Source organism: Streptomyces sp. NPDC050085, assembly GCF_044460595.1.
Lineage (GTDB): Bacteria > Actinomycetota > Actinomycetes > Streptomycetales > Streptomycetaceae > Streptomyces.
Window position 1 is genome coordinate 745,996 of sequence record NZ_JBITJZ010000004.1, and the last position, 25,522, is coordinate 771,517.

20 protein-coding genes and 1 rRNA gene are annotated in these 25,522 nt (G+C 71.2%); 9 read left to right on the top strand and 12 right to left on the bottom strand.

Annotation, left to right across the window (positions count from 1 at the left end):
* Window positions 1-277: 277 nt before the first annotated feature.
* Window positions 278-844, top strand: coding sequence for a DJ-1/PfpI family protein (locus ACIBUY_RS19550; protein ID WP_365577168.1), 567 nt, complete (start codon window positions 278-280; stop codon window positions 842-844).
* Between the two features lie 344 nt (window positions 845-1,188).
* Here ACIBUY_RS19550 and ACIBUY_RS19555 read toward each other — a convergent pair whose 3' ends face one another.
* The 3 genes from ACIBUY_RS19555 to ACIBUY_RS19565 all read right to left on the bottom strand — a co-directional run bounded on the left by ACIBUY_RS19555 (window position 1,189) and on the right by ACIBUY_RS19565 (window position 4,834).
* The gene (locus ACIBUY_RS19555; RefSeq protein ID WP_399153160.1) at window positions 1,189-3,495 is read right to left on the bottom strand and encodes an ATP-binding protein; all 2,307 of its coding nucleotides are present in this window, start codon (window positions 3,493-3,495) and stop codon (window positions 1,189-1,191) included.
* Between the two features lie 105 nt (window positions 3,496-3,600).
* Window positions 3,601-4,281: an HAD family hydrolase gene (locus ACIBUY_RS19560; RefSeq protein ID WP_365577164.1), complete on the bottom strand. Its 681-nt coding sequence runs from the start codon at window positions 4,279-4,281 to the stop codon at window positions 3,601-3,603.
* Window positions 4,282-4,312: 31 nt separating this feature from the next.
* The gene (locus ACIBUY_RS19565) at window positions 4,313-4,834 is read right to left on the bottom strand and encodes a DUF6912 family protein (protein WP_365577162.1); all 522 of its coding nucleotides are present in this window, start codon (window positions 4,832-4,834) and stop codon (window positions 4,313-4,315) included.
* Between the two features lie 424 nt (window positions 4,835-5,258).
* On the opposite strand from ACIBUY_RS19565, the gene ACIBUY_RS19570 reads away from it, so the two are divergent.
* A complete protein-coding gene (locus ACIBUY_RS19570; protein ID WP_399153161.1) occupies window positions 5,259-5,609 on the top strand; it encodes an Rv3235 family protein in 351 nt (116 codons plus the stop codon).
* Between the two features lie 83 nt (window positions 5,610-5,692).
* Here the strand turns inward: ACIBUY_RS19570 and secA are convergent, their stop codons facing one another.
* Entirely contained in the window at window positions 5,693-8,509 is a 2,817-nt protein-coding gene (gene secA / locus ACIBUY_RS19575; RefSeq protein WP_365577158.1) for a preprotein translocase subunit SecA, read from the bottom strand.
* A gap of 197 nt (window positions 8,510-8,706) precedes the next feature.
* Here secA and ACIBUY_RS19580 point away from each other — a divergent pair, with 197 nt between their 5' ends.
* Window positions 8,707-9,282, top strand: a complete 576-nt coding sequence (locus ACIBUY_RS19580) for a GNAT family N-acetyltransferase (protein ID WP_365577156.1) — start codon at window positions 8,707-8,709, stop codon at window positions 9,280-9,282.
* Window positions 9,283-9,517: 235 nt separating this feature from the next.
* Window positions 9,518-10,687, top strand: a complete 1,170-nt coding sequence (locus tag ACIBUY_RS19585) for a winged helix-turn-helix domain-containing protein (RefSeq protein ID WP_399153162.1) — start codon at window positions 9,518-9,520, stop codon at window positions 10,685-10,687.
* Window positions 10,688-10,718: 31 nt separating this feature from the next.
* Here the strand turns inward: ACIBUY_RS19585 and ACIBUY_RS19590 are convergent, their stop codons facing one another.
* From ACIBUY_RS19590 to mtnA, 7 genes are all read right to left on the bottom strand, one after another.
* Window positions 10,719-11,471 carry a response regulator transcription factor gene (locus ACIBUY_RS19590; protein ID WP_365580331.1) on the bottom strand — a complete coding sequence of 251 codons (753 nt, stop codon included), beginning with the start codon at window positions 11,469-11,471 and terminating at the stop codon, window positions 10,719-10,721.
* 227 nt (window positions 11,472-11,698) lie between these two features.
* Window positions 11,699-12,394, bottom strand: coding sequence for a ribosome hibernation-promoting factor, HPF/YfiA family (gene hpf / locus ACIBUY_RS19595; RefSeq protein ID WP_399153163.1), 696 nt, complete (start codon window positions 12,392-12,394; stop codon window positions 11,699-11,701).
* 335 nt (window positions 12,395-12,729) lie between these two features.
* Window positions 12,730-13,506: a ComF family protein gene (locus ACIBUY_RS19600; protein ID WP_399153164.1), complete on the bottom strand. Its 777-nt coding sequence runs from the start codon at window positions 13,504-13,506 to the stop codon at window positions 12,730-12,732.
* A gap of 111 nt (window positions 13,507-13,617) precedes the next feature.
* On the bottom strand, window positions 13,618-15,435 hold the full coding sequence (locus tag ACIBUY_RS19605) for an LpqB family beta-propeller domain-containing protein (RefSeq protein WP_399153193.1): 1,818 nt from the start codon (window positions 15,433-15,435) through the stop codon (window positions 13,618-13,620).
* 28 nt (window positions 15,436-15,463) lie between these two features.
* Window positions 15,464-17,569, bottom strand: coding sequence for an MtrAB system histidine kinase MtrB (gene mtrB / locus ACIBUY_RS19610; protein WP_399153165.1), 2,106 nt, complete (start codon window positions 17,567-17,569; stop codon window positions 15,464-15,466).
* Window position 17,570: 1 nt separating this feature from the next.
* Window positions 17,571-18,260 carry a two-component system response regulator MtrA gene (gene mtrA / locus ACIBUY_RS19615; RefSeq protein ID WP_199836122.1) on the bottom strand — a complete coding sequence of 230 codons (690 nt, stop codon included), beginning with the start codon at window positions 18,258-18,260 and terminating at the stop codon, window positions 17,571-17,573.
* A gap of 4 nt (window positions 18,261-18,264) precedes the next feature.
* The gene (mtnA, locus tag ACIBUY_RS19620; RefSeq protein WP_399153166.1) at window positions 18,265-19,452 is read right to left on the bottom strand and encodes an S-methyl-5-thioribose-1-phosphate isomerase; all 1,188 of its coding nucleotides are present in this window, start codon (window positions 19,450-19,452) and stop codon (window positions 18,265-18,267) included.
* 140 nt (window positions 19,453-19,592) lie between these two features.
* Here mtnA and ACIBUY_RS19625 point away from each other — a divergent pair, with 140 nt between their 5' ends.
* From ACIBUY_RS19625 to ACIBUY_RS19645, 5 genes are all read left to right on the top strand, one after another.
* Window positions 19,593-20,951, top strand: a complete 1,359-nt coding sequence (locus ACIBUY_RS19625; RefSeq protein WP_365580315.1) for a glycerophosphoryl diester phosphodiesterase membrane domain-containing protein — start codon at window positions 19,593-19,595, stop codon at window positions 20,949-20,951.
* 4 nt (window positions 20,952-20,955) lie between these two features.
* Entirely contained in the window at window positions 20,956-21,648 is a 693-nt protein-coding gene (locus ACIBUY_RS19630; RefSeq protein WP_365580312.1) for a DUF4129 domain-containing protein, read from the top strand.
* 212 nt (window positions 21,649-21,860) lie between these two features.
* Window positions 21,861-23,009: a DUF4350 domain-containing protein gene (locus ACIBUY_RS19635; RefSeq protein WP_399153194.1), complete on the top strand. Its 1,149-nt coding sequence runs from the start codon at window positions 21,861-21,863 to the stop codon at window positions 23,007-23,009.
* Window positions 23,009-23,998 carry a MoxR family ATPase gene (locus ACIBUY_RS19640; protein ID WP_365580336.1) on the top strand — a complete coding sequence of 330 codons (990 nt, stop codon included), beginning with the start codon at window positions 23,009-23,011 and terminating at the stop codon, window positions 23,996-23,998. The genes ACIBUY_RS19635 and ACIBUY_RS19640 overlap by 1 nt, the downstream gene beginning before the upstream one ends.
* Window positions 23,999-24,023: 25 nt before the next feature.
* Window positions 24,024-25,334: a DUF58 domain-containing protein gene (locus ACIBUY_RS19645; protein ID WP_365580309.1), complete on the top strand. Its 1,311-nt coding sequence runs from the start codon at window positions 24,024-24,026 to the stop codon at window positions 25,332-25,334.
* 95 nt (window positions 25,335-25,429) lie between these two features.
* Here ACIBUY_RS19645 and rrf read toward each other — a convergent pair.
* A 5S ribosomal RNA gene (rrf, locus tag ACIBUY_RS19650) occupies window positions 25,430-25,522 on the bottom strand; the annotation flags it as partial.

Below are 25,522 nucleotides of genomic sequence, written 5' to 3' on the forward strand. Positions count from 1 at the left end.
GGAAACGATCAGCGAGCGGGCGCCGGGCGGGGCCGCTGTTGCGGGCAGTCCGCTCCCGGCGCGGGCAGGGGGCGACGATGCCCCCGCGAGATATCGCGCTGATCACGGGTCAAGGCTATCGCTCCCCACCCGGAGCCCGTCATGAGCCGTATGTGTACAAAAGAAGCCCCCGAACTTTGACACTCTGCACAGAACCGCGGCCCTTGCCAGGAATCCGGGGCGGGAGCACCTTGGGTGCAGTCCACGGGCGTACGGCACCGACGGGAGCGTGTGACCAATGGCACCCAAGATTCTGATCGTGACCGGCGACGCGGCGGAGTCCCTGGAGGTCCTCTACCCGTACCAGCGGCTGCGCGAGGAGGGGTACGACGTCGACATCGCGGCGCCGACCCGCAAGAAGCTCCGCTTCGTGGTCCACGACTTCGAGCCGGGCTTCGACACGTACACGGAGAAGCCGGGCTACACCTGGCCCGCGGACCTGGCCTTCGCGGAAGTCGACCCGGGCCAGTACGCCGCCCTGGTGATACCCGGCGGCCGGGCGCCCGAGTACCTGCGCGGGGACGCCGAGCTCCGCAAGATCATCAAGTCCTTCTTCGACACCGACAAGCCCGTGGCCCAGATCTGCCACGGCCCGCTCCTGACGGCCGCGATCGACGGCCTGCGGGGCCGCCGCGTCACCGCGTATCCGGCGCTTGAGATCGACATGCAGGCGGCCGGGGCCACCTTCCAGGACGCGGAGACGGTCGTCGACGGCACCCTGGTCTCGGCCCGCGCGTGGCCGGACCACTCCCGCTGGATGCGCGAGTTCCTCACGGTGCTGCGGGCGAAGGCGCCGGCGATCTGAACCCCCGGCCCGCGGGGTCCGGGCGGGCCGGTGAAGAAAGGGTGGCTGCCCCGCCGACGAGGGCAGCCACCTGGTGTACCGCACTGCGGGCACCACGACGAGGGGCCGTTGCCACGACAGCCGTGGGGAGTTGACCATTACTGCCCGGCGCCCCGCCGCGTGCTTCTCCCGCCGCGTTCGGTACGGCTACAGCTTCGCGGGCGGCGCGGGACGGGCACATCGGTATACCGGAACACAGGTATACGCATGTGAGCGCACAACTTCGCTGTCCGTATACCTAGGGAGGCCCAAAGCTCCCCGAACATCCCCTAATTTCCCTGAATCTCCCTGAATTTCCTGAATGCCTAGGGGTGACCTCCCCCTGAGCTCTCGAGCCCGGCACCCGCGACGGCGGCGACCTCCGTCCGCGACCCCACCCCCAGCTTCGCCAGGATGTGCTCCACGTGCGCATCGGCGGTCCGCTTGGAGATGACGAGCCGCTCCGCGATCTCCCGGTTCGACAGCCCCTGCGCCACGAGCACGGCGACCTCCCGCTCCCGCCGGGTCAGCGCATCGACCCCGCCCCGCGCCGCGGGCACGGACACACCCAGGTCGGAGGGGCGCTCCGCATCCGCCCGCACCGCTTCGAGAACCTGCATGCCCGACAGCCGCGCCCCCACCTCGCGCCACCGCCGGAACTGCTCGTCGCCGAGCGCGTCGAGGACGGCGGCCCGCCTGGCCTCCTGCTCCTCGAAGAGCGTGGGCAGCATCCCGATGGGGTCCCCGCTCGTCCGCCGGGCGCTCTCCGCGTACCCGAGCAGCCACGCGGCCCGCACGAAGCGCTTGTCGTGCGCCGCGGACCAGGCGAGCACCAGCGTGCACATCGCGGCGATCAGCACCTCGTCTATTTCGGCGGCCGCCTCAAGACCCCGCAGCAGCGGCGCGACGGCCTCCTCGCGCTCGCCCGACAGCCACAGCATGACGCCCTGCACCATGAGCGTGGAGCTGAGCAGCTGCCGCTCCCCGGTGCCCTCCAGGAACGCGAGCCCGGTGCGGCACAGCTCCAGCGCCTTGTCCGTGTCGCCGAGCGCCCCGAGCACGACGGCGCCCTCGTAGTGGATGACGGCCGTGCCAAGCCCGTCGCCGCGCTGCAGCATCCGCTGCCGGGCGTCCTCCAGGGCCACGAGCCCCTCGGGCTGCCCGCACAGCGCGTCGAGCCCGCCCAGATAGGCCTCGCAGAACAGCTCGATCCGGTCGTTCCTCGAGGCCCGCGCCACGCCGAGCGCCCGGTGGAACAGTTCGAGCGCGCCGGGCAGATCGCCGGTCCACACGGCGAACTCGGCGACCATGAACCGGCCCCAGGCCTGCGCCTCCCCCGCCTCGCCGAGCTGCGCGAGCCCCTTGTCGATCCAGTACCGCCCCTCGGCGATCGCCCCGAGCGCCCGCCAGTACGGCCCGAGCTGCGCGGCGAGCAGCAACGCCGAGGGCGCCAACTCCCGCTGGCTGTACGCGAATTCGAGTGCGGCACGCAGATCGGCATTCTCGGCCTGAAGCCTGCGGTGGTGCGCGGTCTGGGCCGGGGTGAGGAACTCGTCCCAGTACCGCCGCCCGAGCTCCCGGTAGTGCGCGAAGTGGCGCCGCCGCACCGCGTCCGCCTGCCCCGACTCCTCCAGCCACTCGGCCCCGTACTCCCTGATGGTGTCGAGCAGCCGGTAGCGTCCGCCGTCCTCCCCGATGCGCTGCACCACGGACTTGTCGACGAGCCCGATGAGGTGTTCGAGAACCTCCCCGGCGCTCAACTCCCCTCCCGCACCGACCACTTCGGCGGCCGTCAGCTCGAAGGAGCCCGCGAAGACCGAGAGCCGGGCCCACAGCAACCGCTCCTGCGGCGTGCACAGCTCGTGCGACCAGCCGATGGCCGTACGCAGCGTCTGATGCCGCGTCAGCGCGGTGCGCCGCCCGCCCGTGAGCACCTCGAAGCGCTGCCCGAGCCGCTCCACGAGCTGCTGCAGCGGGACCGCCCGCAGCCGCACGGCGGCCAGTTCGAGGGCGAGCGGGATCCCGTCCAACCTGCGGGCGAGCGCCGCCAGTTGGTCCCGGTTCTCGCCGGTCGCCGCGAACCCGGGCACGACCGCCGCGGCCCGCTGCACGAACAGTTCGAGCGCGTCCTCCGCGTCGAGCGGTGCGATGGGGCAGCAGTGCTCCCCCGGCACGTCCAGCGGCTGCCGGCTGGTGGCGAGGACACTGACCCCCGCGGCCTCCCGCAGCAGCACGTCGGCGAGCATCGCGCACGCGTCGACGAGGTGCTCGCAGGTGTCGAGGACGACGAGCAGCCGCCGCCCCTGCAGATGCGCGACCACGGCGTCCAGCGGCTCCATGCCCGCCTGCTCGGGCAGTTGGAGCACGGCGGCGAGCGTCGCCGGGATCAATTCGGGATCGCGCAGCGCGCTCAACTCGACCAGCCACACCCCGTCGGGGAAGTGTCCGTCGAGCCCGGCCGCCGCGCGCAGCGCCGTACGACTCTTGCCGACCCCGCCGGGACCGACCAGGGTGACCAGTCTGGCCTGCGCGAAGGCGCCCTGCACCTGGGCCAGTTCGGCCTGCCGGCCGACGAACGTGGTGACCTCGACCGGCAGTTGACCGCCACGCCGCTGCCCGAACCCGAAACCCATGGCTTCCGTCCCCCCGTCGCGTACCGCGGCACCACCGCTCTCACCACAGAGTACGCAGCCCCACGCGGAGCGTGAACGAACTCGACGCAAAAGGGAATGCCCGGTTCAGGCCGCGGCGGCGATCCGCTCCGCCTCGCGCACGGCCTCCGCCAGCGAGTCCACGACGGGCGCCCCCACCTTTTCGAGGCTGGCCCGGCTGTGCGAACCGCCGGTGTAGAGCACGGCCCTGGCGCCCGCGCCGAGGGCGGCGACCGCGTCGTCAGCGGCGTCCCCGATGACGACGGTCCGCTCGGGCACGACGCCCGCGGCGCCCAGAGCGCCCAGGTGACGCACCATGTGCTCGGCCTTGCTGCCGCCCGAGGGGCCGACCCGCCCGTCGACCCGGACGAACCGCTCGGCGATCCCGAACTGCCGTACCAGCGGCACGAGTTCACCATGCTCGTACATGCTCAGAATGGACTGGCTGCGACCGGCCTGCTGCCATCCGGCGAGCAGCGGCTCGACGCCCTCGGCGAGCCCGCACGCCACGGAGTGCAGCGCGTAGTGCCGGTGGAACGCCTCGTCCATCACGACCCACTCGGCGTCGGTGGGCAGCCGCCCCATGAGTCGCTCGTAGAACTTGGGCACCGGTACGCAGTACAGCTCGCGGTACCTCTCCAAGGTGATCGGGGCGAGCCCGAGCTCCTCGAAGGCGGCGTTCGTGGCGCGGATGATCGCGTCGTTGTCGTGGAACAGCGTCCCGTTCCAGTCCCAGACGATGTGCGCGTCGGCTATGTGCTTCCCCATGCGTAAGAACGTACCCCCGTGACCGGGCCGCTCAGCGGGCGTCCCCGCGGCCCACCAGGTTCGGGATCTCCTGCGTCGCGAACCACAGCAGCTCGTGGTCCTCTGCGCCGTCCACGACGAACTGGGCGTCGTCGTCGCCCTGGTCCGCGGCGCCGAGCGCGTCGGCGGCGGCCGTCACATCGGCCTCGGCGTCGTCGGCGTCCACGTGCACGGCGGCGGCCTTGGCGAGCGCCACGCTCTCGTGCACGGTCACCTCGCCGAGCGCGGCCGGGTCGAGCCCGCGGTCCGGGTCGGCGGAGGCGGCCTTGTCGGCCACGTCCACGGCGACGACGACCCGCCGCCGCACCGCCCCGGGCTCCCCGGCGAGCAGCCGCAGGGAGGCGAGCGCGGCCCGGTTCAGCGCCGCGTACTCGAGCTCCTCGATGTCGTCGGACAGGTACCACTCGCGCAGCGCGGGCGTCACGGCGAAAGCGGTCAGCGGCGCGGGCCCCAGCTCGCCCGTCTCGTACGCCTCGGCGAGTCGAGGCAGGGACAGAGGCACGTACACACGCATGACGGACCGCTTTCGTCGTCTGTCGGAGTTCTTGTCCGAGTTCTCGTCTGAGTTCTCGTCGAGCTCCCGTCGAGTTCTCAGGGTCCACAAAGGGGCCTTCAGGATACGTGCGGGAGTCCCCCTTCGGACTGCCGACCACCCCCGGAGCCCATGTCAACGGGGCTCCGCGGGTTCACCCGGCCCCGGCCTTGTGCCGCCGGGTCCGCCGCACGCCGGGCCACCCGGATAAGTGAACCCGGCCCCGGCCGTGCGCCCGGCCGCACTCCCTTGCAGACGCCCCCGAACAGCCCGTACAAGATCCACCACGAATAGTTACCGACTGGTATCCGGAGGCGCTGTGCAGAAGGTGATGACCAGGCAAGGTCCCCGAGGCACCACTCGGCCCCCGTCCCGCCGGGACTCCCGCCGCCCGGCCGCGCATCGCGTGCCGCCCGGGCCCCCGCCGCACCCCACCGAGCTGTTCACGCAGCGCCTGCTCCTGGTGCTGACCGGCCACAAGCCCCCGTACTGGTTCGCCCGGCACACCGCCGCACAGGCCTACGACGACCTGCTGTGGCTGCTGGCCCGCCGCCCCCTGGGCACGCGGGGCCCCCTCCCCACGATCCACCGCATCGGCCACTTCGAGCCTGCCACCGGCACCTACGAGGTCTTCGCCCGGATCACCGCGGGCCACCGCCTGCACGCCCTGGCCTTCCGCCTCCACCTGTCCCGCGACCGGCGCTGGCGGGTCACGGCCGTGGAACTGGACGGCCGCCCGCCGCGGGACACCTACTAGAGCGTGTCCGCACGCATGAAGGGCCGGGCACCTCACAGGTGCCCGGCCCTTCAGGAAACGGCTGTCAAACCGTCAAACGGCTGTCACTTCTTGCGACGACGGCCCTTCGACTGCTTGCGGCGCTCGGCCCGCGTCAGACCGTCCGCCTCGGACCGCGTCGGCCCGTCGCCGTCCTCGGTGACGAAGTCGCCCTCGTCGACACCGCCCTCGGCGTTCGGCGCCTGGAAGTGCAGGCGGTCGGGACGCTGCGGGGCGTCGAGCCCCTTGGCGCGGATCTCCGGACGGGCCCCGGACTGCGCCGGCACCGCGTCCTCCTTGTCGAGCGACGTGGCGGGCGCCGCGTCCTCGACCGGGACCTCCTCGACCTGCTGCTCGACCTGGACCTCCAGGTTGAACAGGTAGCCGACGGACTCCTCCTTGATGCCCTCCATCATGGCGGTGAACATGTCGAAGCCCTCGCGCTGGTACTCGACCAGCGGGTCCTTCTGCGCCATGGCCCGCAGGCCGATGCCCTCCTGGAGGTAGTCCATCTCGTAGAGGTGCTCGCGCCACTTGCGGTCGAGCACGCTCAGCACCACGCGCCGCTCGAGCTCGCGCATGATCTCGGAGCCGAGCTGCTCCTCGCGCGCCTCGTACTGCGCGTGGATGTCGTCCTTGACCGCTTCCGCGATGAACTCGGCGGTGAGCCCGGCCCGGTCGCCGGCCTCGTCCTCGAGCTCCTCGACGGTGACCTTGATCGGGTAGAGCTGCTTGAAGGCGCCCCACAGCCGGTCGAGGTCCCAGTCCTCGGCGAAGCCCTCGGCGGTCTCGGCGCCGATGTACTCGTCGATGGTGTCGTCCATGAAGTGCACGACCTGCTCCTGCAGGTCCTCGCCCTCCAGGACGCGGCGACGCTCGCCGTAGATGACCTCGCGCTGGCGGTTGAGCACCTCGTCGTACTTCAGGACGTTCTTACGCGTCTCGAAGTTCTGCTGCTCGACCTGCGACTGGGCGGAGGCGATGGCCCGCGTCACCATCTTGTTCTCGATCGGCACGTCGTCCGGCACGTTGGCCATGGACATCACGCGCTCGACCATCTGCGCCTTGAAGAGCCGCATCAGGTCGTCGCCGAGCGACAGGTAGAAGCGGGACTCGCCCGGGTCGCCCTGACGGCCGCTGCGACCGCGCAGCTGGTTGTCGATACGCCGCGACTCGTGCCGCTCCGTACCGAGGACGTACAGCCCGCCGAGCTCCTTGACCTCTTCGAACTCGTCCTTGACCGCCTGCTCGGCCTTCTCAAGGGCGGCGGGCAGGGCCGCGGCCCACTCCTCGACGTGCTCGACGGGGTCGAGGCCCGCCTGGCGCAGCTCGGCCTCGGCGAGGTCGTCCGGGTTGCCGCCGAGCTTGATGTCGGTGCCACGACCGGCCATGTTCGTGGCCACGGTGACGGCGCCCTTGCGGCCGGCCTGCGCGACGATCACGGCCTCACGGTCGTGCTGCTTCGCGTTGAGCACTTCGTGCTGGATGCCGCGCTTGCTGAGCTGCTGCGAGAGGTACTCGGACTTCTCCACGGAAGTGGTACCGACGAGGATCGGCTGCCCCTTCTCGTGCTTCTCCGCGATGTCGTCGACGACGGCCTCGAACTTGGCGACCTCGGTGCGGTAGATCAGGTCGGCCTGGTCCTTGCGGACCATCGGCTTGTTCGTCGGGATCGGGACGACGCCGAGCTTGTAGATCTGGTGGAACTCGGCGGCCTCGGTCATCGCCGTACCGGTCATGCCGGAGAGCTTGTCGTAGAGCCGGAAGAAGTTCTGGAGGGTGATGGTGGCCAAGGTCTGGTTCTCGTCCTTGATGTCCACCCCCTCCTTCGCCTCGATGGCCTGGTGCATGCCCTCGTTGTAACGGCGGCCGGCGAGGATACGGCCGGTGTGCTCGTCGACGATCATGACTTCGCCGTCGATGACGACGTAGTCCTTGTCCTTCTTGAAGAGTTCCTTGGCCTTGATGGCGTTGTTCAGGTACCCGACGAGCGGCGTGTTGACCGACTCGTAGAGGTTGTCGATGCCCAGCCAGTCCTCGACCTTGGAGACGCCCGACTCGTGGATGGCGACGGTGCGCTTCTTCTCGTCGACCTCGTAGTCGCCGGTCTCCTCGATGCCCTTCAGCTGGTTGCCCGCCTCGCCCTTCTTCAGGCGCGTGACGAGCTTCGCGAAGTCGCCGTACCACTTGGTGGCCTGGTCGGCGGGGCCGGAGATGATCAGCGGCGTACGGGCTTCGTCGACGAGGATGGAGTCGACCTCGTCGACCACCGCGAAGTTGTGGCCGCGCTGGACGAGCTCGTCCTGGGACCACGCCATGTTGTCGCGGAGGTAGTCGAAGCCGAACTCGTTGTTCGTGCCGTAGGTGATGTCGCAGTTGTACTGCTCACGGCGCTGGGCCGGCGTCATGTTGGCCAGGATGCAGCCGACGCTCAGGCCGAGGAACTTGTGGACGCGGCCCATCATCTCGGAGTCGCGCTCGGCCAGGTAGTCGTTCACCGTGATCAGGTGGACGCCCTTGCCGGACAGCGCGTTCAAGTACGTCGGCAGCGTGCCGACCAGGGTCTTGCCCTCGCCGGTCTTCATCTCCGCCACGTATCCGAGGTGGAGGGCGGCGCCGCCCATCAGCTGGACGTCGTAGGGCCGCTGGCCCAGCACGCGCCGGGCGGCCTCGCGGACGGTCGCGAACGCCTCGGGGAGCAGGTCGTCGAGGGTCTCGCCGTCCTCGAAACGCTGCTTGTACTCATCCGTAAGCGCGCGCAGCTCGGCGTCGGAGAGGCTCTCGAAGTCCTCTTCGATGGAGTTGACCTGGTCCGCGATGCGGTGCAGCTTGCGCAGGATCTTGCCTTCGCCTGCACGCATGATCTTCTGGAGGACGGACACGCGGTTGGTCTCCTTGCCGGTCGGGCCTGGCACGGTCGGTTACTCAAGCGACAGCCTGAGCAACGGCCATCGTATGCGAGGACCCCACCGCGCCGGGAGGTCTGCCAGCAGGTCCAACGTCCGGGCACCTCGGAAGGTGCCGGTAAGGGACACGAAAAGTGATGGCATCCCCTCCCGAACCCGAGCAGAATCGGGCGATGGAACCCGTGACGCTGACCACCGACCGACTCCGGCTGCGGACCTTCGTGCCCGCCGACATCGACGAGGTGTACGCGGCGGCGCAGGACCCCGACATCCAGCGCTGGACGACGATCCCGTCGCCGTACGCGCGCGCGGACGCGGAGTACTTCATCGGCCGCATGGTCGCGGACGGCTGGCGCACCGACGCCGAGTACACCTTCGCGATACGCACCGAGGAGCACGGCCCGGTCGCCGGTGCGGTCGCGCTGCACCACCCGCGCGCGGGCGCGTGGGAGGTCGGTTTCTGGACCGCCAAGGAGCACCGCGGCCGCGGCTACATGACGGAAGCCGTCCTGGGCCTGGCCCGCTGGGCCTTCACCGATCTCGCCTGTACGCGCCTCGAGTGGCGGGCCGAAGTGGGCAACGTGGGGTCGCGCACGGTCGCCGAGAAGGCCGGCTTCACGATCGAGGGCACCCTCCGCGCGGGCCTCCTCAACAAGGAAACCCTCCGCGACTGCTGGGTCGGCTCACTCCTGCCCTCGGACCTCGACATCCCCGGCCCGACCCCGTACTTGCCGGCGCCGACGCCCTAGGGCGTGTCCGCAAAGTCCCTTCGTCCGCCCGGAGGGCGGGCCGGGCGGCGTCTGGTGCGTGCTCTCGGCTTGCCGGGTGCCGACCCTCGTACTGGATGTACTTGGGTCTGCGCCCGGTGAGGCGAGAGGGCGTGCCAGGCGTCGGACGGCAGAAGGGACTTTGCGGACACGCCCTAGCCTCGGCCGACGTACCGCCGCCCCCGATTGTCAGTGCCGCCCCCTATCGTTTCCGACCATGACGACGACCCCGCCGCGTCCCACCACCGCCCTGTCCGCCGACGAGGCCCGCCGCATCGCCCTGCGCGCCCAGGGCTTCCTGGGCGCGCCGGACCGCAAGGGCGGCACCCGCGGGGTCCTGCGCCACCTCGGCGCGGTCCAGCTCGACACGATCTCGGTCCTGGCCCGCTCCCACGAGCTGATCCCGTACGCACGCCTGGGCGCGGTGGGCCGCAAGAAGATCGAGGACGCGTACTGGACCGACGGCCACGCCTTCGAGTACTGGTCGCACGCGGCCTGCATCCTGCCCGTCGAGGAATGGCCCCACTTCGCCTTCCGCCGCCGCGCCTACCGCACCCGCCCGCACTGGTACCACGACCTGCCCGAGGGCGCGTACGACCAGGTGATCAAGCAGCTGCGCACCGAAGGCCCGCTGACTGCAACGGAGTTGGGCGGGGCGAAGAACAAGGGCGAGTGGTGGGACTGGTCGGAGTCGAAGGTCGCCGTCGAGCGCGCGCTGATGTACGGCGAGGTGGTGTGCGTCGAGCGCCGCGGCTGGAAGCGGGTCTACGACCTGGCGGAGCGCGCGATCCCCGCCGAGCTGCTCCACGACGACCTGGACGACGCGGAGTGCCTGCGCCGCCTCGTCCTCCAGGCGGGCCGGGCCCTCGGGGTCGGCACGCGCGCGGACATCGCCGACTACCACCGCTTGAAGGCCGAGCAGTTCGACGCGGTGATCGAGGGGACGGGCCTGGTCCCGGTGACGGTCGAGGGCTGGTCCAAGCCCGCCTGGGCGGACCCGGCGGCGCTCGGGTCGCCCCCTCGGGGCCGCCACCGCACCACGCTCCTGTCCCCCTTCGACTCCCTCGTCTGGGAGCGGGCCCGCACGGAGCGGATCTTCGGCTTCACGCACCGCCTGGAGGCGTACGTCCCCAAACCGAAGCGGATCCACGGCTATTTCGCGATGCCGGTCCTCGCGGGCGGCCACCTGGTGGGCCGCGTCGACCCTGCGCGCGAGGGCACCACCCTGGTCGCCAAGCAGGTCTCCCTGGACGGCCCGAAGGCCGTTCCTGCGGTGGCGGCGGCCCTGCTGGAGGCGGCGGGCTGGGTCGGCTGCGACAGCGTACGGGTGGAGCGCATGGACGACGCGAAGCTGAAGCGGGAGCTGGTCGGCGCCCTCGGCCGATGAAAGTCAGCCGCTGAAACTCAGCGGATGAAGCTCAGCGGATCTCGAGGATCTTCTCCCGCATCGCGTACACCACGGCCTCCATCCGGGAGTGCAGCTGCAGTTTCTCCAGGATGTTGCGCACGTGGTTCTTCACCGTGTTCTCCGAAATGAACAACTCCTTGGCGATGTCACGGTTGTTCATGCCGGTGGCGACGAGCTTGAGCACCTCCAGCTCCCGGTCGGTCAGCCGGGGCGCGGGCACGAGACGGCGCTCGTCGGTGCGCTGGATCATCGACTTGAATTCGGTGAGCAGTTTCGACGCCATGGACGGGCTGATCTGGGACTGCCCGTCGGCCACGGCGCGAATGGCCGTGGCCACCTCGTCGGTCGAGATCTCCTTCAACAGGTATCCCGTCGCGCCCGCCTTGATCGCGTCGTAGAGATCGGCTTCCTCGTCGCTGATCGTCAGCATGATGATTTTGGCGCTGGGCGCGACCTCCTTGATGGAGGTGCACGCCTCGATGCCGCCCCTCTTGGGCATCCGTACGTCCATGAGGACGATGTCCGGCAGCAGATCGGCCGCCTTGTCCACCGCCTCCGCACCGTCGCCCGCCTCACCGACGACCTGGATGTCCTCCTCGGCCTTGAGGACGATCTCCAAGCCGCGCCGGAACAGCGCGTGGTCGTCCACCACAAGGACCCGGATGGGCTCCTTGCGCGGGGAGCCCGCGTCCGGTCCCATGCCGGCGCCGTCGTCGGCAGTGCCGGCGCCCTCGCCCCGCATCGGTCCGAAGCTGTCCGCCATCGTTCCTCCCCCTGAAGGCCCCTGAAGACTCGGCCCGTCTTCCTGTGCCGGGCCAACCCGAGGCGCCGACAAGCCGGTTGACCCGGCACGGCCATGATTTCATGCCTCGGCCCCCATGCGACGACGGTGCGGTGCACGAGGGGGTCGCACAAGGGTGCCCCCGGGGGCGCACGCGCACTCCAGGGGCACCTGAGAGACAGGTTTCGGCCAGTCGGGCCCGGCCGGGCTCAGCCGCCGATCGCGTCGCCGGCCTCGGCGCCGTTCACCTCGGCGACCATCGGGTCGGTGCTGAGGTGGATGACACCGTAGTCGTAGGCGTGCCGCCGGTAGACGACACTGGGTTCCTTGGTCTCGGAGTCGACGAACAGATAGAAGTCGTGCCCGACCAGCTCCATCTCGTAGAGCGCCTGATCGAGCGTCATGGGTGCCGCCACGTGCGTCTTCTCGCGCACGATGAGGGGGCCTTCGCCCTGGACCTCGAGCGAACCCATCCTGGTGGTCGGCACGCCACCCGCCTCGGACTCGTCCTTGGCGATCGTGCCGTCCCCGTTGAGCGTGGCGGCGTCCGGCACCCGCTCGGCGACCTCCGCCGCCGAAATCCGCTTGGTGCCGCGTCGCGTCGACCGCTTGCTGTGCTGCTTGCGCAGCCGGGCGTCCAGCTTCTCCGTGGCCAGGTCGAGCGCCGCGTACGGGTCGTTCGCCGAGGCCTCCGCCCGGATCACCGGGCCGCGCGTGCGCAGCGTGATCTCCACGCGGTCGCACCGGTCGGCCTGCCGGGGGTTGGGCTCCTTGGACACCTCGACGTCCAGGCTCATCACCTTGCCGTCGAGCTTCTGGATCTTCTCCAGGTTCAGCTTCTCGGCCACGTGCTTGCGGAACCGCTCCGGTACCTCGGTCTTGCGGCCCTTGACGACGATGTCCACGCAGAACTCCGTTCCCGGATAGCTCCGCTCCTGTGGCGGAGCATCTCCCTCTTGCACCAGACTCCGGCCACTGCCGGAGTCTCGGACTCGGTGACTTCCACCTCCTCCTCCCCCGTGGACAAGATCTCCACCCCACCGCATCGGGTGATGGTGAAAACCTCTGCGCAATCCACGGCGGGGCATTCCGATATGTGAGGTGTGGGGCTCGTCTTTCCTGCCGACTTCCTCACAACCGAACATATCTCGCCCGGACGGATGTCGTCACCCTCTACCGACGCGTACCTCCATTCAGGTGAATGGATCCTCTCACTACCTGCAACGATGCAGATCCGCGGTCAGTTCCGGTTTATTTCGAAAGAATCCGGAGAAGCCGCGACCACGGCTGCCAGGATCACGTTCCGTTCCGTTATTCCGGTCTCTGTCACGGAGCGTTCCCGATCCGCTGCGCCTTCCCCGCCGACCGCCGTCGAACACATCGAGGCACGTATTGCGCGCGCCGCCTCCGCCAGGGATGCACCGGTCGTCATGAGGTCGTCGACCAGCACGATCCGGCCAACTTCCGTGAGCAGCCCACCGCCACCGCCCACCACCTGCAGCGCACCGGTCACATTCACGAGCCGCTGCCGGGCGTCGAGCCCCGACTGGTCCGCCACCGCACGCCGCTGCCGCAGCACCGCGAGCACCCGCGCCCGCACTCCCGCCCGGCGCAGCTCGGCCGCCGCCGCGTACGCGATCCGCCGCGTCGGGTCATGCCCCCGCGCCCGCACGGCACGGGGTGCGGAGGGCACGGGGACGAGCGCCACGGCCCCTGCCCCCGCAGGCGGCAGACCGGCCCGCACCGCGCCGGCGAGCGCCGCGCCGAGCGGCCCGGCGAGCCCCAGGGCCCCGCGCTCCTTGTGGGCCAGGAGGGCGGCCCGCGCCGCGTCCCGGTACGGCGCGGCGGCATGCACCACAGGCAGTCCCGCGGGCTCGGGCCGCGGCCGCACCCGCCTGGGCGCAGCACCGCGCAACGCCGCCGAGCACCGCGCGCACAGCGACGTACGAGACCTGCCGCAGCCTGCGCACTGAGCCGGCAGCACCAGGTCGGAGAGGTCCTGCCACCACCCCCGCACACACCCACTGTGCCAACCCGCGGGCCGGCCGACCACCCCTGTGGACAACGCCCTGTGGACAACTGCCCCGGAGTGACAGGGAGATGACGCCCCGACGGCGCCCGGGCCCCGCTACCCCGGATAGACCGGAGCCGTCCCCTTGGCGAGCACCGCCTGCCACGCGGCCCCGGAGGGGAGCCGCACGATGCCGTCGTCCGAGTGCGCCAGCAACGGCAGTCCGTCGTTCTCGGACGCCGCGATCTCGCTCACCCGGGTCAGCCCCGGCAGCGCCTGCCCGGTCGGCGCGGACCCGTCGGACGGCACGTACTGCATCTGCTGCAGCCCGCCGGCCTCCCGGCCGACCACCACGAGACGGCTGGGCCCGGCCCACGACATGGCCGTGACCTCCTCCATCTCCGGTGCCGCGGCGCGCAGTTCGGACACCGAGAACTCGACGCCGCCCTCCCCGTCGCCCGAGCGCGTGACGAGCCCGATGCGCAGCTGCGTCTTGCCCTGCTCCGTCACGAGGAGGGCGATCCGCGCACCGTCGGCGGACATCTTCACCGCCTCGATCCGGGCGTCGTCGTCGAGCCGGCTGACGGAGACCTCCTGCATATTGTCGCCGAGGCCCTGCCCGAACACCAGCAGGCGTGCGCGCTTGGGGTCCTTGTCGACCACCCACAGGTCCCCGCGCCCGTCCCAACTCGGCGTCGAGAAGCCGCCCTTGGCGCCGACCACGCGGCTGTGCGCCAGCGGGTCGCCCAGCGAGGCACTGGTGATGAGCGACGCCACGTACAGCGAACGCCCGTCGTGCGTCACGCCCGCCGCGCGCTCCTGGTCGCGCGAGACCGCCACGGACCGCAGGCCGTGCTCACCCTCGACCTCGCCCAGCGGCCCCGGCACGCGCGTCGGCGTCTGCTGGCTGCTGCCGGGCACCCGTACGAGCCGGCCCTTGTCGTCCAGGAAGTACTGGTAGTCGGGACGTCCCGACGTCTGCGACGCCGCCAGGGCATCGGCCTGGTCCTCGGTCAGCGTGCACATCAACCGGCCGTCGGAGCGCTTGAGTTCGACCTCGTCCACGCTCGACGACGACAAGTCCCGCAAGGAGAACAGCAGTTGGGTCGCCATCTGCTTGCACTTGGGCTGGTTGGCGGAGTCCGCCTTCTCGTTCAGCGGCACCGTCAGCTTGTTGGCGTCGTCCGGGGCGAGCGAGTCCACGCCCTCCTTCAGCGCGGTGCCCGACGGGAACGCGGTGCGCACCGCGGGGTTCAGCCAGCGCGTCGGACCGGCGAGCACCTGCCGCACTGTCTCCGTCAGCGGATCGGTCCACTGCCGTACGAAGACGGGGTCGGGGACGAGCTGGCGCTGCTCGGAGTCGTCCCCGCTCGGCGGATCCACCGCGTAGTAGTACTTGTTGACGGACTGGTAGATCCGCTGGAAGTCGGACTCACCGAGCACGACGCCCGGCGGCAGGTCGTCGATCCGCCACTGATTGCCCTTGGCCGACTTGACCAGCGTCAGGTGCAGGTTCCCGCCGTACGTCCCCGTCTCGGGCTTGTAGGCCTGCCGCTTGTCGACCGTGGCGACCTTCGAACCCGTCAGCTGGAACATCTGCCCGTCGTCGCCCGTGTTCTGCCGGCTCGTCGGCCGCGTACTGGGACCGTCGGCGAGCACGACCGTCTGCTCCTGGGGCTGCCACTGCTTCGCGGCCTTCGGCGTCAGATACTTGCGTGCCATCGCGTACGAAGGATCGTCGCTGGTCAGCGCCTCGAGGAAGCCCTCGACAATGCTCGTCGGGGTGGCACCGTCGCGCGGCGGCAGCGCGAAGACCCGCACCTGTGAGTCCGGCCGCTGCGACGCCTCGACCGAATCGAGGCCACCGCTGTCCGGCATCGACGCGCATCCGGCGAGCACGATGGCACCGCACCCGGCCAGCGCACCGGCCCGCATCCCGCGCCGCCGACGCGGCACCCGCTGCTCACTCACGACCGCCGTCGCTCCCCTCGCCGCGCTCGTCCGAACCCTGGGCGGTGCGCCCGCCCACGGCCACGTCTCCCCGCCACGCACCGCTCTCGTCCGCGCCCGCCTGCTCGACCGACTCGACCGGACCGACGTCGCCTGCGCGCTCGCGCTCCCGCTCGTCCCGCTCGTCGGGCTGGCGCGGCACACCGCGGGCCACCACGCGCGCGCCGCTGCCCGGCAGCGCCGTGGGGTCGACAGGCACCGCGGCCTGCGCGAGGCGCGGCGCTATCGGGGCCTTCGCGGGCACGGGCGGCACCTGCGCGGGCACCGTCGCGAGCTTCTTGCCCGCACCGGGCGCACGGCCGCGCCGCGAGTCCTCGGGCTCCAGCGGTATCGGCGAACCGCGCAGCGGCTCGTCGGCCGTGCGCGGCAACGTGAGCCGGAACTGCGAACCACCGCCCGGCTCACCCCACGCCTGCAGCCAGCCGCCGTGCAGCCGCGCGTCCTCCAGGGCGATCGACAGGCCGAGGCCCGTACCCCCGGTGGTACGCGCGCGTGCCGGGTCGGCCCGCCAGAAGCGGCTGAACACCCGGGTCGCCTCACCGGGCTTGAGCCCGACCCCGTAGTCCCGCACCGCGACGGCGACGGCGCCACCGGCGGCGGCGAGCCGCACCACGACGTCCTTGCCCTCGCCGTGCTCCACGGCGTTGACCACCAGATTGCGCAGCACGCGCTCCACCCGCCGGGCGTCCGCCTCGGCGACCACCGGCTGATCGTCACCGACGATCCGGATGTGGGTGCCCTTGCGCTCGGCGAGCGGCTCGGCTCCCCCGACGACGCGTCGTACGACTTCCCGCAGGTCTATCGGCTCGGCCTCGAGCGCGGCCGCCCCGGCGTCGAACCGGCTGATCTCCAACAGGTCGGCGAGCAGCGACTCGAACCGGTCCAGCTGATCGGCGAGCAACTCCGCCGACCGCGCGGTCACCGGATCGAAGTCGACCCGCGCCTCGTGAATGACATCGGCGGCCATCCGTACGGTCGTCAGCGGCGTCCGCAGCTCATGGCTCACGTCCGACACGAACCGCCGCTGCATCCGCGACAGGTCCTCCAACTGCTGGATCTTCAGATGCAGGTTCTGCGCCATCTTGTTGAACGCCTCGCCCAGGCGCGCGATGTCGTCCTCACCGGTCACCTTCATACGTTCCTGAAGGCGCCCGGCGGAGAGCCGCTCCGCGACCCCGGCCGCCATCCGCACGGGCGTGACGACCTGGCGCACGACGAGCCAGGCGATGGCACCGAGCAGCACGACCACGAAGAGCCCCGCGGTCGCGAGGGTGCCCTTGACCAGGCCGAGCGACTTCTCCTCCTGCGTGAGCGGGAAGAGGTAGTAGAGCTGGTAGGCGTGGCCCTCCGGGTCGGTGAGCCGCTTGCCGATGACGAGCCCCGGCTGGGACTCCTGGTTCTCGTAGATGATCCGCGTGTACTCCTGGGAGGCGCTGGTCATCCGGTCGACCTGCGCGCGCAGGTCATCCGGCACGCTGCGGTCCGGGATCACGCCGCCGGAGCCGCGCGGTGCCCGGCCACTGCTGTCGCTCTCGCTGGAGCTGAGGGTGACCACGTCGAAGGCGCCCTTGCCGCCACTGGCGAGCTGGGTGACGAGTTCGTTCCCCCATGACTGGACGCTCCCGGAGTTACGGCTGTCACCCGTCGCCCCGTCACGCTCCCCGGCCAGCGCCGAGTCCGCCTTGTCCTTGGCCGCGCGGAAGCCCCCCTCGGCCTGGCTCTGCGAGGCCTTCACCTTCGCCTCGAGCAGTCCGTTGCGCACGGAGCCGATGACGACGATGCCGAGCAGCAGCACCACGCCGAGCGACATCAGCAGGGTCGTGACGACGACCTTCAGCTGGATGTTGCGCCGCCACAGCCGCATCGCGGGCAGCAGCGGGCGCCGCACCCAGCGGGTGAACAGGCGCAGCACCGGGCTGCCGTTCATCCCGCCCTTGAGCAGGAGACCCCCGTCCGTGACCCGGCGCAGCCAGGAGCCCCGGCCGGTCGCGGGTCCCACAGGCCGCTCCGAACCGGACCCCGGATTCCCGGGCGCCGAAGCGGCACTGTCCCGGGACACGTCAGCTCGGTCCGGCCTTGTAACCGACGCCACGGACGGTCACCACGATCTCCGGCCGCTCGGGGTCCTTCTCGACCTTCGAACGCAGCCGCTGCACATGCACGTTGACCAGACGGGTGTCCGCCGCGTGCCGGTAGCCCCAGACCTGCTCGAGGAGCACCTCACGCGTGAACACCTGCCAGGGCTTGCGCGCGAGCGCGACCAGCAGGTCGAACTCCAGCGGCGTCAGCGCGATCGACTGCCCGTCCCGCTTCACCGAGTGCCCGGCCACGTCGATGACCAGGTCACCTATGGCCAGCTGCTCCGGCGCGGGCTCTTCCGACCTCCGCAGCCGCGCCCGGATCCGGGCGACCAGCTCCTTCGGCTTGAACGGCTTCACGATGTAGTCGTCGGCCCCCGACTCGAGGCCCACCACCACGTCCACCGTGTCGCTCTTCGCCGTGAGCATCACGATCGGCACCCCGGACTCCGCCCTGATCAGACGGCACACCTCGATGCCGTCCCTACCGGGCAGCATCAGGTCGAGGAGAACCAGATCAGGCTTGGTCTCACGGAAAGCGGCCAGCGCCTTGTCGCCGTCAGCTACGAACGACGGCTCAAAACCTTCACCACGCAGCACAATGCCGAGCATCTCGGCCAGTGCGGTGTCGTCGTCGACGACAAGGACTCGTCCCTTCATGGACCACATCATCCCATTACTTAATCGTTACCTGACGTGACCTGGCACACAGCTCACTCAGGGCTTCTGCTGTCACAGGCGCCACAACGCCCCACTCCGTGACGATGGCCGTCACCAAATCCGGGGGCGTCACGTCGAACGCAGGGTTGTACGCCTGCGTTCCCAGTGGTGCCACCGGAATCCCGCCTCCCGCTTCCATCCCGGCCAACGGCGCCTGCGGCGCCGTGACCTCCGTCACCTCATGTCCCGGCCGCTGCTCCACCTCGATGGACGCACCGTCGGGAGTCGCCGGATCCACGGTCGTCACCGGCGCCACCACGATGAACGGCACATGGTGATAACGCGCCAGGACGGCGAGCGGATAGCTCCCCACCTTGTTGGCCACCGAACCGTCGGCCGCGATCCGATCCGCCCCGATGAGCACGGCATCCACCTCACCGGCGGCGAACAGCGAACCCGCCGCGTTGTCCGTGAGCAGCGTGTACGCCATCCCGTTGCGCGCGGCCTCGTACGCCGTCAGCCGTGCACCCTGCAGCAGCGGCCGCGTCTCGTCCACCCACAGCCGGCGCAACTGCCCGGCCCGGTGAGCGGCCAGCGCCACCGCGAAGGCAGTGCCCTCACCACCGGAGACCAACGCCCCGGTGTTGCAGTGCGTCAGGATCCGGTGGCCGCCACCGGGCAGCAGCTCGTCGAGCAACCGCAGCCCGTACTCGGCCATCTTGACGCTCGCCGCGGCGTCCTCCTGATGCAGCGCCCGCGCCTCGGCGAGCGCCGCGGCCGCGGCCCGCTCCCGCACGGCGGCCCCGCCGCCCGCGCCGTTGCCCAACGCCGCCCGGTACGCCTCCTGCGCCCTGCGCACGCCGTACCCCAGATTGACCGCGGTGGGCCGCGCCCCCGCCAGCGCATCCGCCGCGTCCTGCACGTCGAAGCCGCGCGCGGCGGCCAACGCCACCCCGTACGCCCCGGCGATCCCCAGCAGCGGCGCCCCGCGCACAGCGAGGGACCGGATCGCCTGCACCAGACCCTGCGGATCCGTGCACACCAGCTCGACTTCCTCGGCAGGCAGCCGCGTCTGGTCGAGCAGCACCAGCACGGGCCCCTCTGCGGGCTCCTCCCACCGGATCGCCGGTACGTCGATGATCTTGGGCTGTATGTCCTCGTCGGGCCGAATGTCCTCACCGGATTCCGCGTACTGATCAGCCATCCGCCCAGTCTGCCCCGTACAGGCCCGACAATTGAAGGTGTCCAGCCCTTACGGGGCCAGGTCACTGGGCGCCTGCCCCATGGCACGATGGCAGGCAACCTGCCGCCGCGACCGCGGACGGGCACCTTGAAGGAGCGACGATGAACGACACTCCGGGCTGGGCATCGCCCGGATCTGCCCCCTCCGACGGCCCCGAAGGCAACGGCCAGGACGGCGACGCCCAGGACGCCGGCCAGCAGGACGCCGCTCCGCAGGACGCGGGCCAGGGCCCCCAGTGGTCCAAGGAGCAGCCGCCGCCCGCACAGTGGTCCGCCCCTTCCGGCCCGCCCGCCGCCGACTCCGGCCGGACCCCGCCCCCACCGCCGCCGAGCCCCGGCGGCTGGGGCGGCCAGCAGGCCCCGCCCGGCCCGGGAGGACCCGGCGGCTGGGGCGGCTACGGCAACAACGGCGCGGGCCCCGGCCACGGCGCTCCCGGCTACCCCGGCTGGGGCGGCTGGCAGGGCAAGCCCATGGCCGCCAAGCCCGGCGTGATCCCACTGCGCCCGCTCGGCGTCGGCGAGATCCTCGACGGCGCCGTGTCCACGATGCGTACGTACTGGCGCACCGTCCTCGGCATCTCGCTCACGGTCGCCGTGGTCGCCGAGGTCCTCCTCGTCCTCCTCCAGGGCTTCTTCCTCAACGACACGGCGACCACCGACGCCCTCGACGACCCGGACGCCAGCGCGGGCGAGGTCTTCCGCGCGATGGGCGGCCTCCTGATCGGCACCGGCGTGGTGTGGGTGATCACACTGCTCGGCACGATCGTCGCCACAGCCCTGCTCACGACGGTCACCAGCCGCGCGGTGCTCGGCAAGTCCGTGACCATAGGGGAAGCCTGGCGCGACGCCCGGCCGCAGCTCCTCAGGCTGCTCGGCCTGACGCTGCTGCTGCCGCTGATCGTCGTCGCGGTCGTCTTCGTCTGCACGCTCCCCGGCATCCTCGTCGCCGCGCTCGGCTCGTCGGACGGGGGGCTCGTGCTCGCGATCCTCGGCGGCATCGCCGGCGTCGTCCTCGCCTTCTGGCTGTTCTTCCGCTTCTCGCTCGCCTCTCCCGCGCTGATGCTCGAGAAGCAGACGGTCCGCAAGGCGCTGGGCCGCTCCGCCAAGCTCGTCCGCGGCTCGTGGTGGCGGGTCTTCGGCATCCAGATCCTCGCCCAGATCATCGCCGGGGTCGTGACCTCGATCATCCTCGTCCCCTTCAGCGTCATCGCCGGAGTGGTCAGCGGGGACGGCATCGGCACCTTCTTCGACACCAGCAGCAACGTCGGCTGGGCCTTCCTGATCATCAGCGCCATCGGCTCGGTGATCGGCTCGACCATCACCTTCCCGATCACCGCAGGCGTCACCGTGCTGCTCTACATCGACCAGCGCATCCGCCGCGAGGCCCTCGACCTCGAACTCGCCCGCGCCGCCGGCCTGCAGGGCTACGGGGACACCCCCGGCGCCACCCCGGGGAGCTGATGCGGTGAGCGCATCCGGGGGAGTGCTCAGGGCCACGGCCCTGCTGACACGCGCCGGCGGCGACGAGCCACCGGTGACGATCCCGCGTGATCCCGCGCGGGAAGCGGCGGAGCGGGAGCTGTCCAAGCCCGCGTACCACGAGAACGACCCGAGCTGGTTCATGCGCGCCCTCGACAAGTTCTGGGACTGGGTCGACAGGCTGTTCTCCGCCGCCTCGGGCGTCGCGCCCGGCGGCACGCTCGGCCTGGTCGTGATCCTGCTCGCCGTCGTCGCCGTCGCCATCGCCCTGTGGTGGCGCCTCGGCACCCCGCGCCGCTCCCCCACCTCGGCCGCACCGCTCTTCGACGACCGTCCGCGCAGCGCAGCCGAGCACCGCGCGGCCGCCGAGGCGCACGCCGCCCAGGGCCACTGGAACCAGGCCGTCCAGGAGCGGATGCGCGCCCTCGTCCGCTCCCTGGAGGAACGCACGCTGCTCGACCCGCGCCCCGGCCGCACCGCCGACGAAGCGGCCACGGAGGCCGCCCGCCCGCTCCCCCAGCACGCGGCCCGTCTGCACGCGGCAGCCCGCGACTTCGACGACGTCACGTACGGCGGCCGCACCGCGACCCCCGAGACGTACCAGCGCCTGGCCGCTCTGGACACCGAGGCCGAGCGCACGACGCCGTCCCTGACCGCCGCCCCGGGAGCGCCCCGGTGACCGAACCCCGCACCCCGAACTACCGCCGCCAGGACGCCGATCGCCCCGGTCCGTCCACCCCGCCGCCCCAGCCACCGGCCGGCGCACCACACCAGACAGGCCACCCAGAGCACCAGCAGGGAGCCACGGCCACGGCGACGCTCGCCACCCCGCCCCCGCCTGCTCCGCCCACCACCTCCGGGGGCACGTCCACCACGCCCACGCCCCGCCAGATCTGGACCCGCACGCGAGGCATCGCCCTCGCCGTGGTCCTCCTCCTGATCGCTGGCGTGGCCATCGCGGCGATCCGCTCCGGCGAGAAGCACGGCGCCCTCGATCCGAGCTCCGCCGACCCGTACGGCAGCCGCGCCGTCGCCGAACTCCTCGCCGACCGCGGTGTGGACACCCGCCGGGTCACCACGACCGCCGAGGCCCGGGCCGCGACCGGCCCCGACACCACCCTCCTCGTCGCCGTCCCCGACCTGCTGACGCCCCACCAGCAGGACCAACTCCAGGCCGCCACCGCCGACTCCGGCGGCCGCACGGTCCTCGTCGCCCCCGGTCCCGCCTCCGTCGACCGGCTGACCCCCGGGGTCACCGCGACCCCCGCCCCCGGCACCGACACCGCGCTCGCCCCCGACTGCACCCTGCCCGCGGCCCAGCGCGCCGGCACGGCAGACACCGGCGGCGGCCACCACTACGCCACGACGCTCCCCGGCGCCGAGTCCTGCTACCCGAGCGACGGCTCGCCCACGCTCCTGCGCCTGCCCGCGACCACCGGCGACGGCGACACGGTGGTCATCGGCGCCCCCGACATCCTTCTCAACGACCGTCTCGACAAGCAGGGCAACGCCTCGCTCGCCCTCCAACTCCTCGGTACCCGCCCCCATGTGGTCTGGTACCTCCCCTCCCTCTCCGACGACGCCGCGGCCACCGACGCACAGAACGACCGCAGCTTCTTCGACCTGATCCCCAAGGGCTGGCTCTGGGGCACGCTCCAGCTCTTCATCGCGGCAGCCCTCGCCGCCCTGTGGCGCGCACGCCGCCTCGGCCCCCTGGTCCCCGAACGACTCCCCGTCGCGATCCGCGCCTCCGAAACCGTCGAAGGCCGCGCCCGCCTCTACCGCAAGGCGAACGCCCGCGACCGCGCGGCAGCTGCCCTGCGTATCTCCACCCGCACCAAGCTCGCCCCCCTCATCGGCGTCCCCTCGTCCCAGGCCCACACACCGGAGACCTTCCTCCCCGCCCTGGCACGCCAACTCCCGACGCCCACCCAGGACTTGCACACCCTCCTCTTCGGCCCGCCACCCGCGACCGACGCAGCACTCATCGCACTCGCCGACCACCTCGACGCCCTCGAAAGAGAGGTACGCCATTCATGATGGACCCGACCACTGACAACGCCGGGCCCACGACCGATCCCCGCAGCTCACGGGCCTCTTTGGAGGCCCTGCGCGCCGAGATCGCGAAGGCCGTGGTCGGCCAGGACCCCACCGTCACGGGCCTGGTCGTGGCCCTCCTCTGCCGCGGCCACGTCCTGCTCGAGGGAGTTCCCGGCGTCGCGAAGACCCTTCTCGTACGAGCCCTCGCCGCATCCCTCGAACTCGACACGAAGCGCGTCCAGTTCACCCCGGACCTGATGCCCAGCGACGTCACGGGCTCCCTGGTCTACGACACCCACACGTCCCGCTTCTCCTTCCAGCCGGGCCCCGCGTTCACGAACCTCCTCCTCGCGGACGAGATCAACCGCACCCCGCCCAAGACCCAGTCGTCCCTCCTCGAAGCGATGGAGGAACGCCAGATCACGGTCGACGGCACACCACGCCAACTCCCGGACCCGTTCATGGTCGTAGCGACCCAGAACCCGGTCGAGTACGAGGGCACGTACCCCCTTCCCGAGGCCCAACTGGACCGCTTTCTCCTCAAGTTGAACGTTCCGCTGCCCACCCGGCAGGACGAGATCGACGTCCTGACGCGGCACGCGGGCGGCTTCAACCCCCGCGACCTGCAGGCGGCAGGCATCCGTCCGGTGGCCACGGCAGCCGACCTGGAAACAGCCCGAGCCGCGGTGGCAAAGACAACGATCTCCCCCGAGATCACGGCCTACGTGGTCGACATCTGCCGAGCGACCCGCGAATCGCCCTCCCTCACCCTGGGTGTCTCCCCGCGCGGCGCCACGGCCCTCCTCGCCACGGCCCGCGCCTGGGCCTGGCTGACCGGCCGGGACTACGTCATCCCCGACGACGTCAAAGCCCTCGCCCTCCCCACCCTCCGCCACCGCATCCAACTGCGCCCGGAGGCAGAAATGGAAGGCGTCACCCCGGACTCGGTGATCAACGCGATCCTCACCCACGTCCCCGTCCCCCGCTGACGAGCCCGGAGACGAGACCGACGACATGGCCCTCACCGGACGCACGGCCCTGCTCGCAGCCCTGGGCTCCCTCCCCATCGGCATCTGGGAGCCCAGCTGGACGGGCATCCTGGCCGTCAACACCCCGCTGGCCCTGGCCTGCGCCTGCGACTTCGCCCTGGCCGCTCCCGTACGCTCCCTTCGCCTGACCCGCTCAGGCGACACGTCCGTACGCCTCGGAGACCCGGCCGACGTCACGCTCACCGTCACCAACCCCTCGCGCCGCCCCCTGCGCGCACAGCTCCGCGACGCCTGGCCCCCCAGCGCCTGGCGCCCCGGCACGGAACACGACGCCTCCCGCCACCGAGTGACGATCCCGGCGGGTGAACGCCGCCGCATCACGACCCGCCTCCTGCCCACCCGCAGGGGCGACCGTCAGGCCGACCGCGTCACGATCCGCTCGTACGGCCCTCTTGGCCTCTTCACCCGCCAAGGCACCCACACGGTCCCCTGGACGGTCCGCGTCCTGCCTCCGTTCCACAGCCGCAAGCACCTGCCCTCCAAACTCGCTCGTCTCCGCGAACTGGACGGCCGCACCAGCGTGTTGACGCGCGGCGAGGGAACAGAGTTCGACAGCCTGCGCGAGTACGTTCCCGGCGACGACACCCGCTCCATCGACTGGCGCGCAACGGCCCGCCAGTCCACGGTCGCCGTCCGCACCTGGCGCCCGGAACGCGATCGCCACATCCTCCTGGTCCTGGACACGGGACGGACCTCGGCAGGCCGCGTCGGCGACGCCCCCCGCCTCGACGCGTCCATGGACGCGGCCCTGCTCCTCGGCGCCCTGGCCTCCCGCGCCGGCGACCGCGTCGACCTCCTGGCCTACGACCGCCGAGTCCGCGCGCTCGTCCAGGGCCGCACAGCAGGCGAAGTCCTCCCTGCTCTGGTCAACGCCATGGCCCCCCTCGAACCGGAACTGGTCGAAACAGACGCCCGAGGCCTCACCACGACAGCCCTGCACGCGGCCCCCCGCCGCTCCCTCATCGTCCTTCTTACGTCGTTGGACTCGGCCCCCGTCGAGGAGGGCCTGCTGCCGGTCCTCTCCCGCCTGACGAAACGCCACACAGTAGTGGTGGCCTCCGTGGCCGACCCGGCCATCGAAATGATGGCGGCTTCCCGAGGCACCGCAGAATCCCTCTACAACGCAGCCTCAGCCGCCCAGGCCAAAGCAGAACGCCTCCGCACCGCGGACCAACTCATTCGCCACGGCGTCACGGTCGTGGACGCAACGCCATCAGAACTGGCGCCGGCATTGGCTGACGCGTACCTCTCCCTGAAATCAGCCGGCCGCCTGTAAGGACTCTGGATCGGTAGGGCGGGAGCCTATAAACGCAGATAAACGCAGAAAAGCCCCGGACCGTATCCCGGTCCGGGGCTTTCCATTCAAAAATAGTTCGGCGGCGTCCTACTCTCCCACAGGGTCCCCCCTGCAGTACCATCGGCGCTGTAAGGCTTAGCTTCCGGGTTCGGAATGTAACCGGGCGT

What these genes read in the sequence shown, in the direction of transcription:
- ACIBUY_RS19550 (WP_365577168.1), top strand. Translation starts at nt 278, where the DNA reads ATGGCACCCAAGATTCTGATCGTGACCGGCGACGCGGCGGAGTCCCTG.
- ACIBUY_RS19555 (WP_399153160.1), bottom strand. Translation starts at nt 3,495, where the DNA reads ATGGGTTTCGGGTTCGGGCAGCGGCGTGGCGGTCAACTGCCGGTCGAG.
- ACIBUY_RS19560 (WP_365577164.1), bottom strand. Translation starts at nt 4,281, where the DNA reads ATGGGGAAGCACATAGCCGACGCGCACATCGTCTGGGACTGGAACGGG.
- ACIBUY_RS19565 (WP_365577162.1), bottom strand. Translation starts at nt 4,834, where the DNA reads ATGCGTGTGTACGTGCCTCTGTCCCTGCCTCGACTCGCCGAGGCGTAC.
- ACIBUY_RS19580 (WP_365577156.1), top strand. Translation starts at nt 8,707, where the DNA reads ATGGAACCCGTGACGCTGACCACCGACCGACTCCGGCTGCGGACCTTC.
- ACIBUY_RS19585 (WP_399153162.1), top strand. Translation starts at nt 9,518, where the DNA reads ATGACGACGACCCCGCCGCGTCCCACCACCGCCCTGTCCGCCGACGAG.
- ACIBUY_RS19590 (WP_365580331.1), bottom strand. Translation starts at nt 11,471, where the DNA reads ATGGCGGACAGCTTCGGACCGATGCGGGGCGAGGGCGCCGGCACTGCC.
- ACIBUY_RS19605 (WP_399153193.1), bottom strand. Translation starts at nt 15,435, where the DNA reads ATGCGGGCCGGTGCGCTGGCCGGGTGCGGTGCCATCGTGCTCGCCGGA.
- mtrA (WP_199836122.1), bottom strand. Translation starts at nt 18,260, where the DNA reads ATGATGTGGTCCATGAAGGGACGAGTCCTTGTCGTCGACGACGACACC.
- mtnA (WP_399153166.1), bottom strand. Translation starts at nt 19,452, where the DNA reads ATGGCTGATCAGTACGCGGAATCCGGTGAGGACATTCGGCCCGACGAG.
- ACIBUY_RS19625 (WP_365580315.1), top strand. Translation starts at nt 19,593, where the DNA reads ATGAACGACACTCCGGGCTGGGCATCGCCCGGATCTGCCCCCTCCGAC.
- ACIBUY_RS19640 (WP_365580336.1), top strand. Translation starts at nt 23,009, where the DNA reads ATGGACCCGACCACTGACAACGCCGGGCCCACGACCGATCCCCGCAGC.
- ACIBUY_RS19645 (WP_365580309.1), top strand. Translation starts at nt 24,024, where the DNA reads ATGGCCCTCACCGGACGCACGGCCCTGCTCGCAGCCCTGGGCTCCCTC.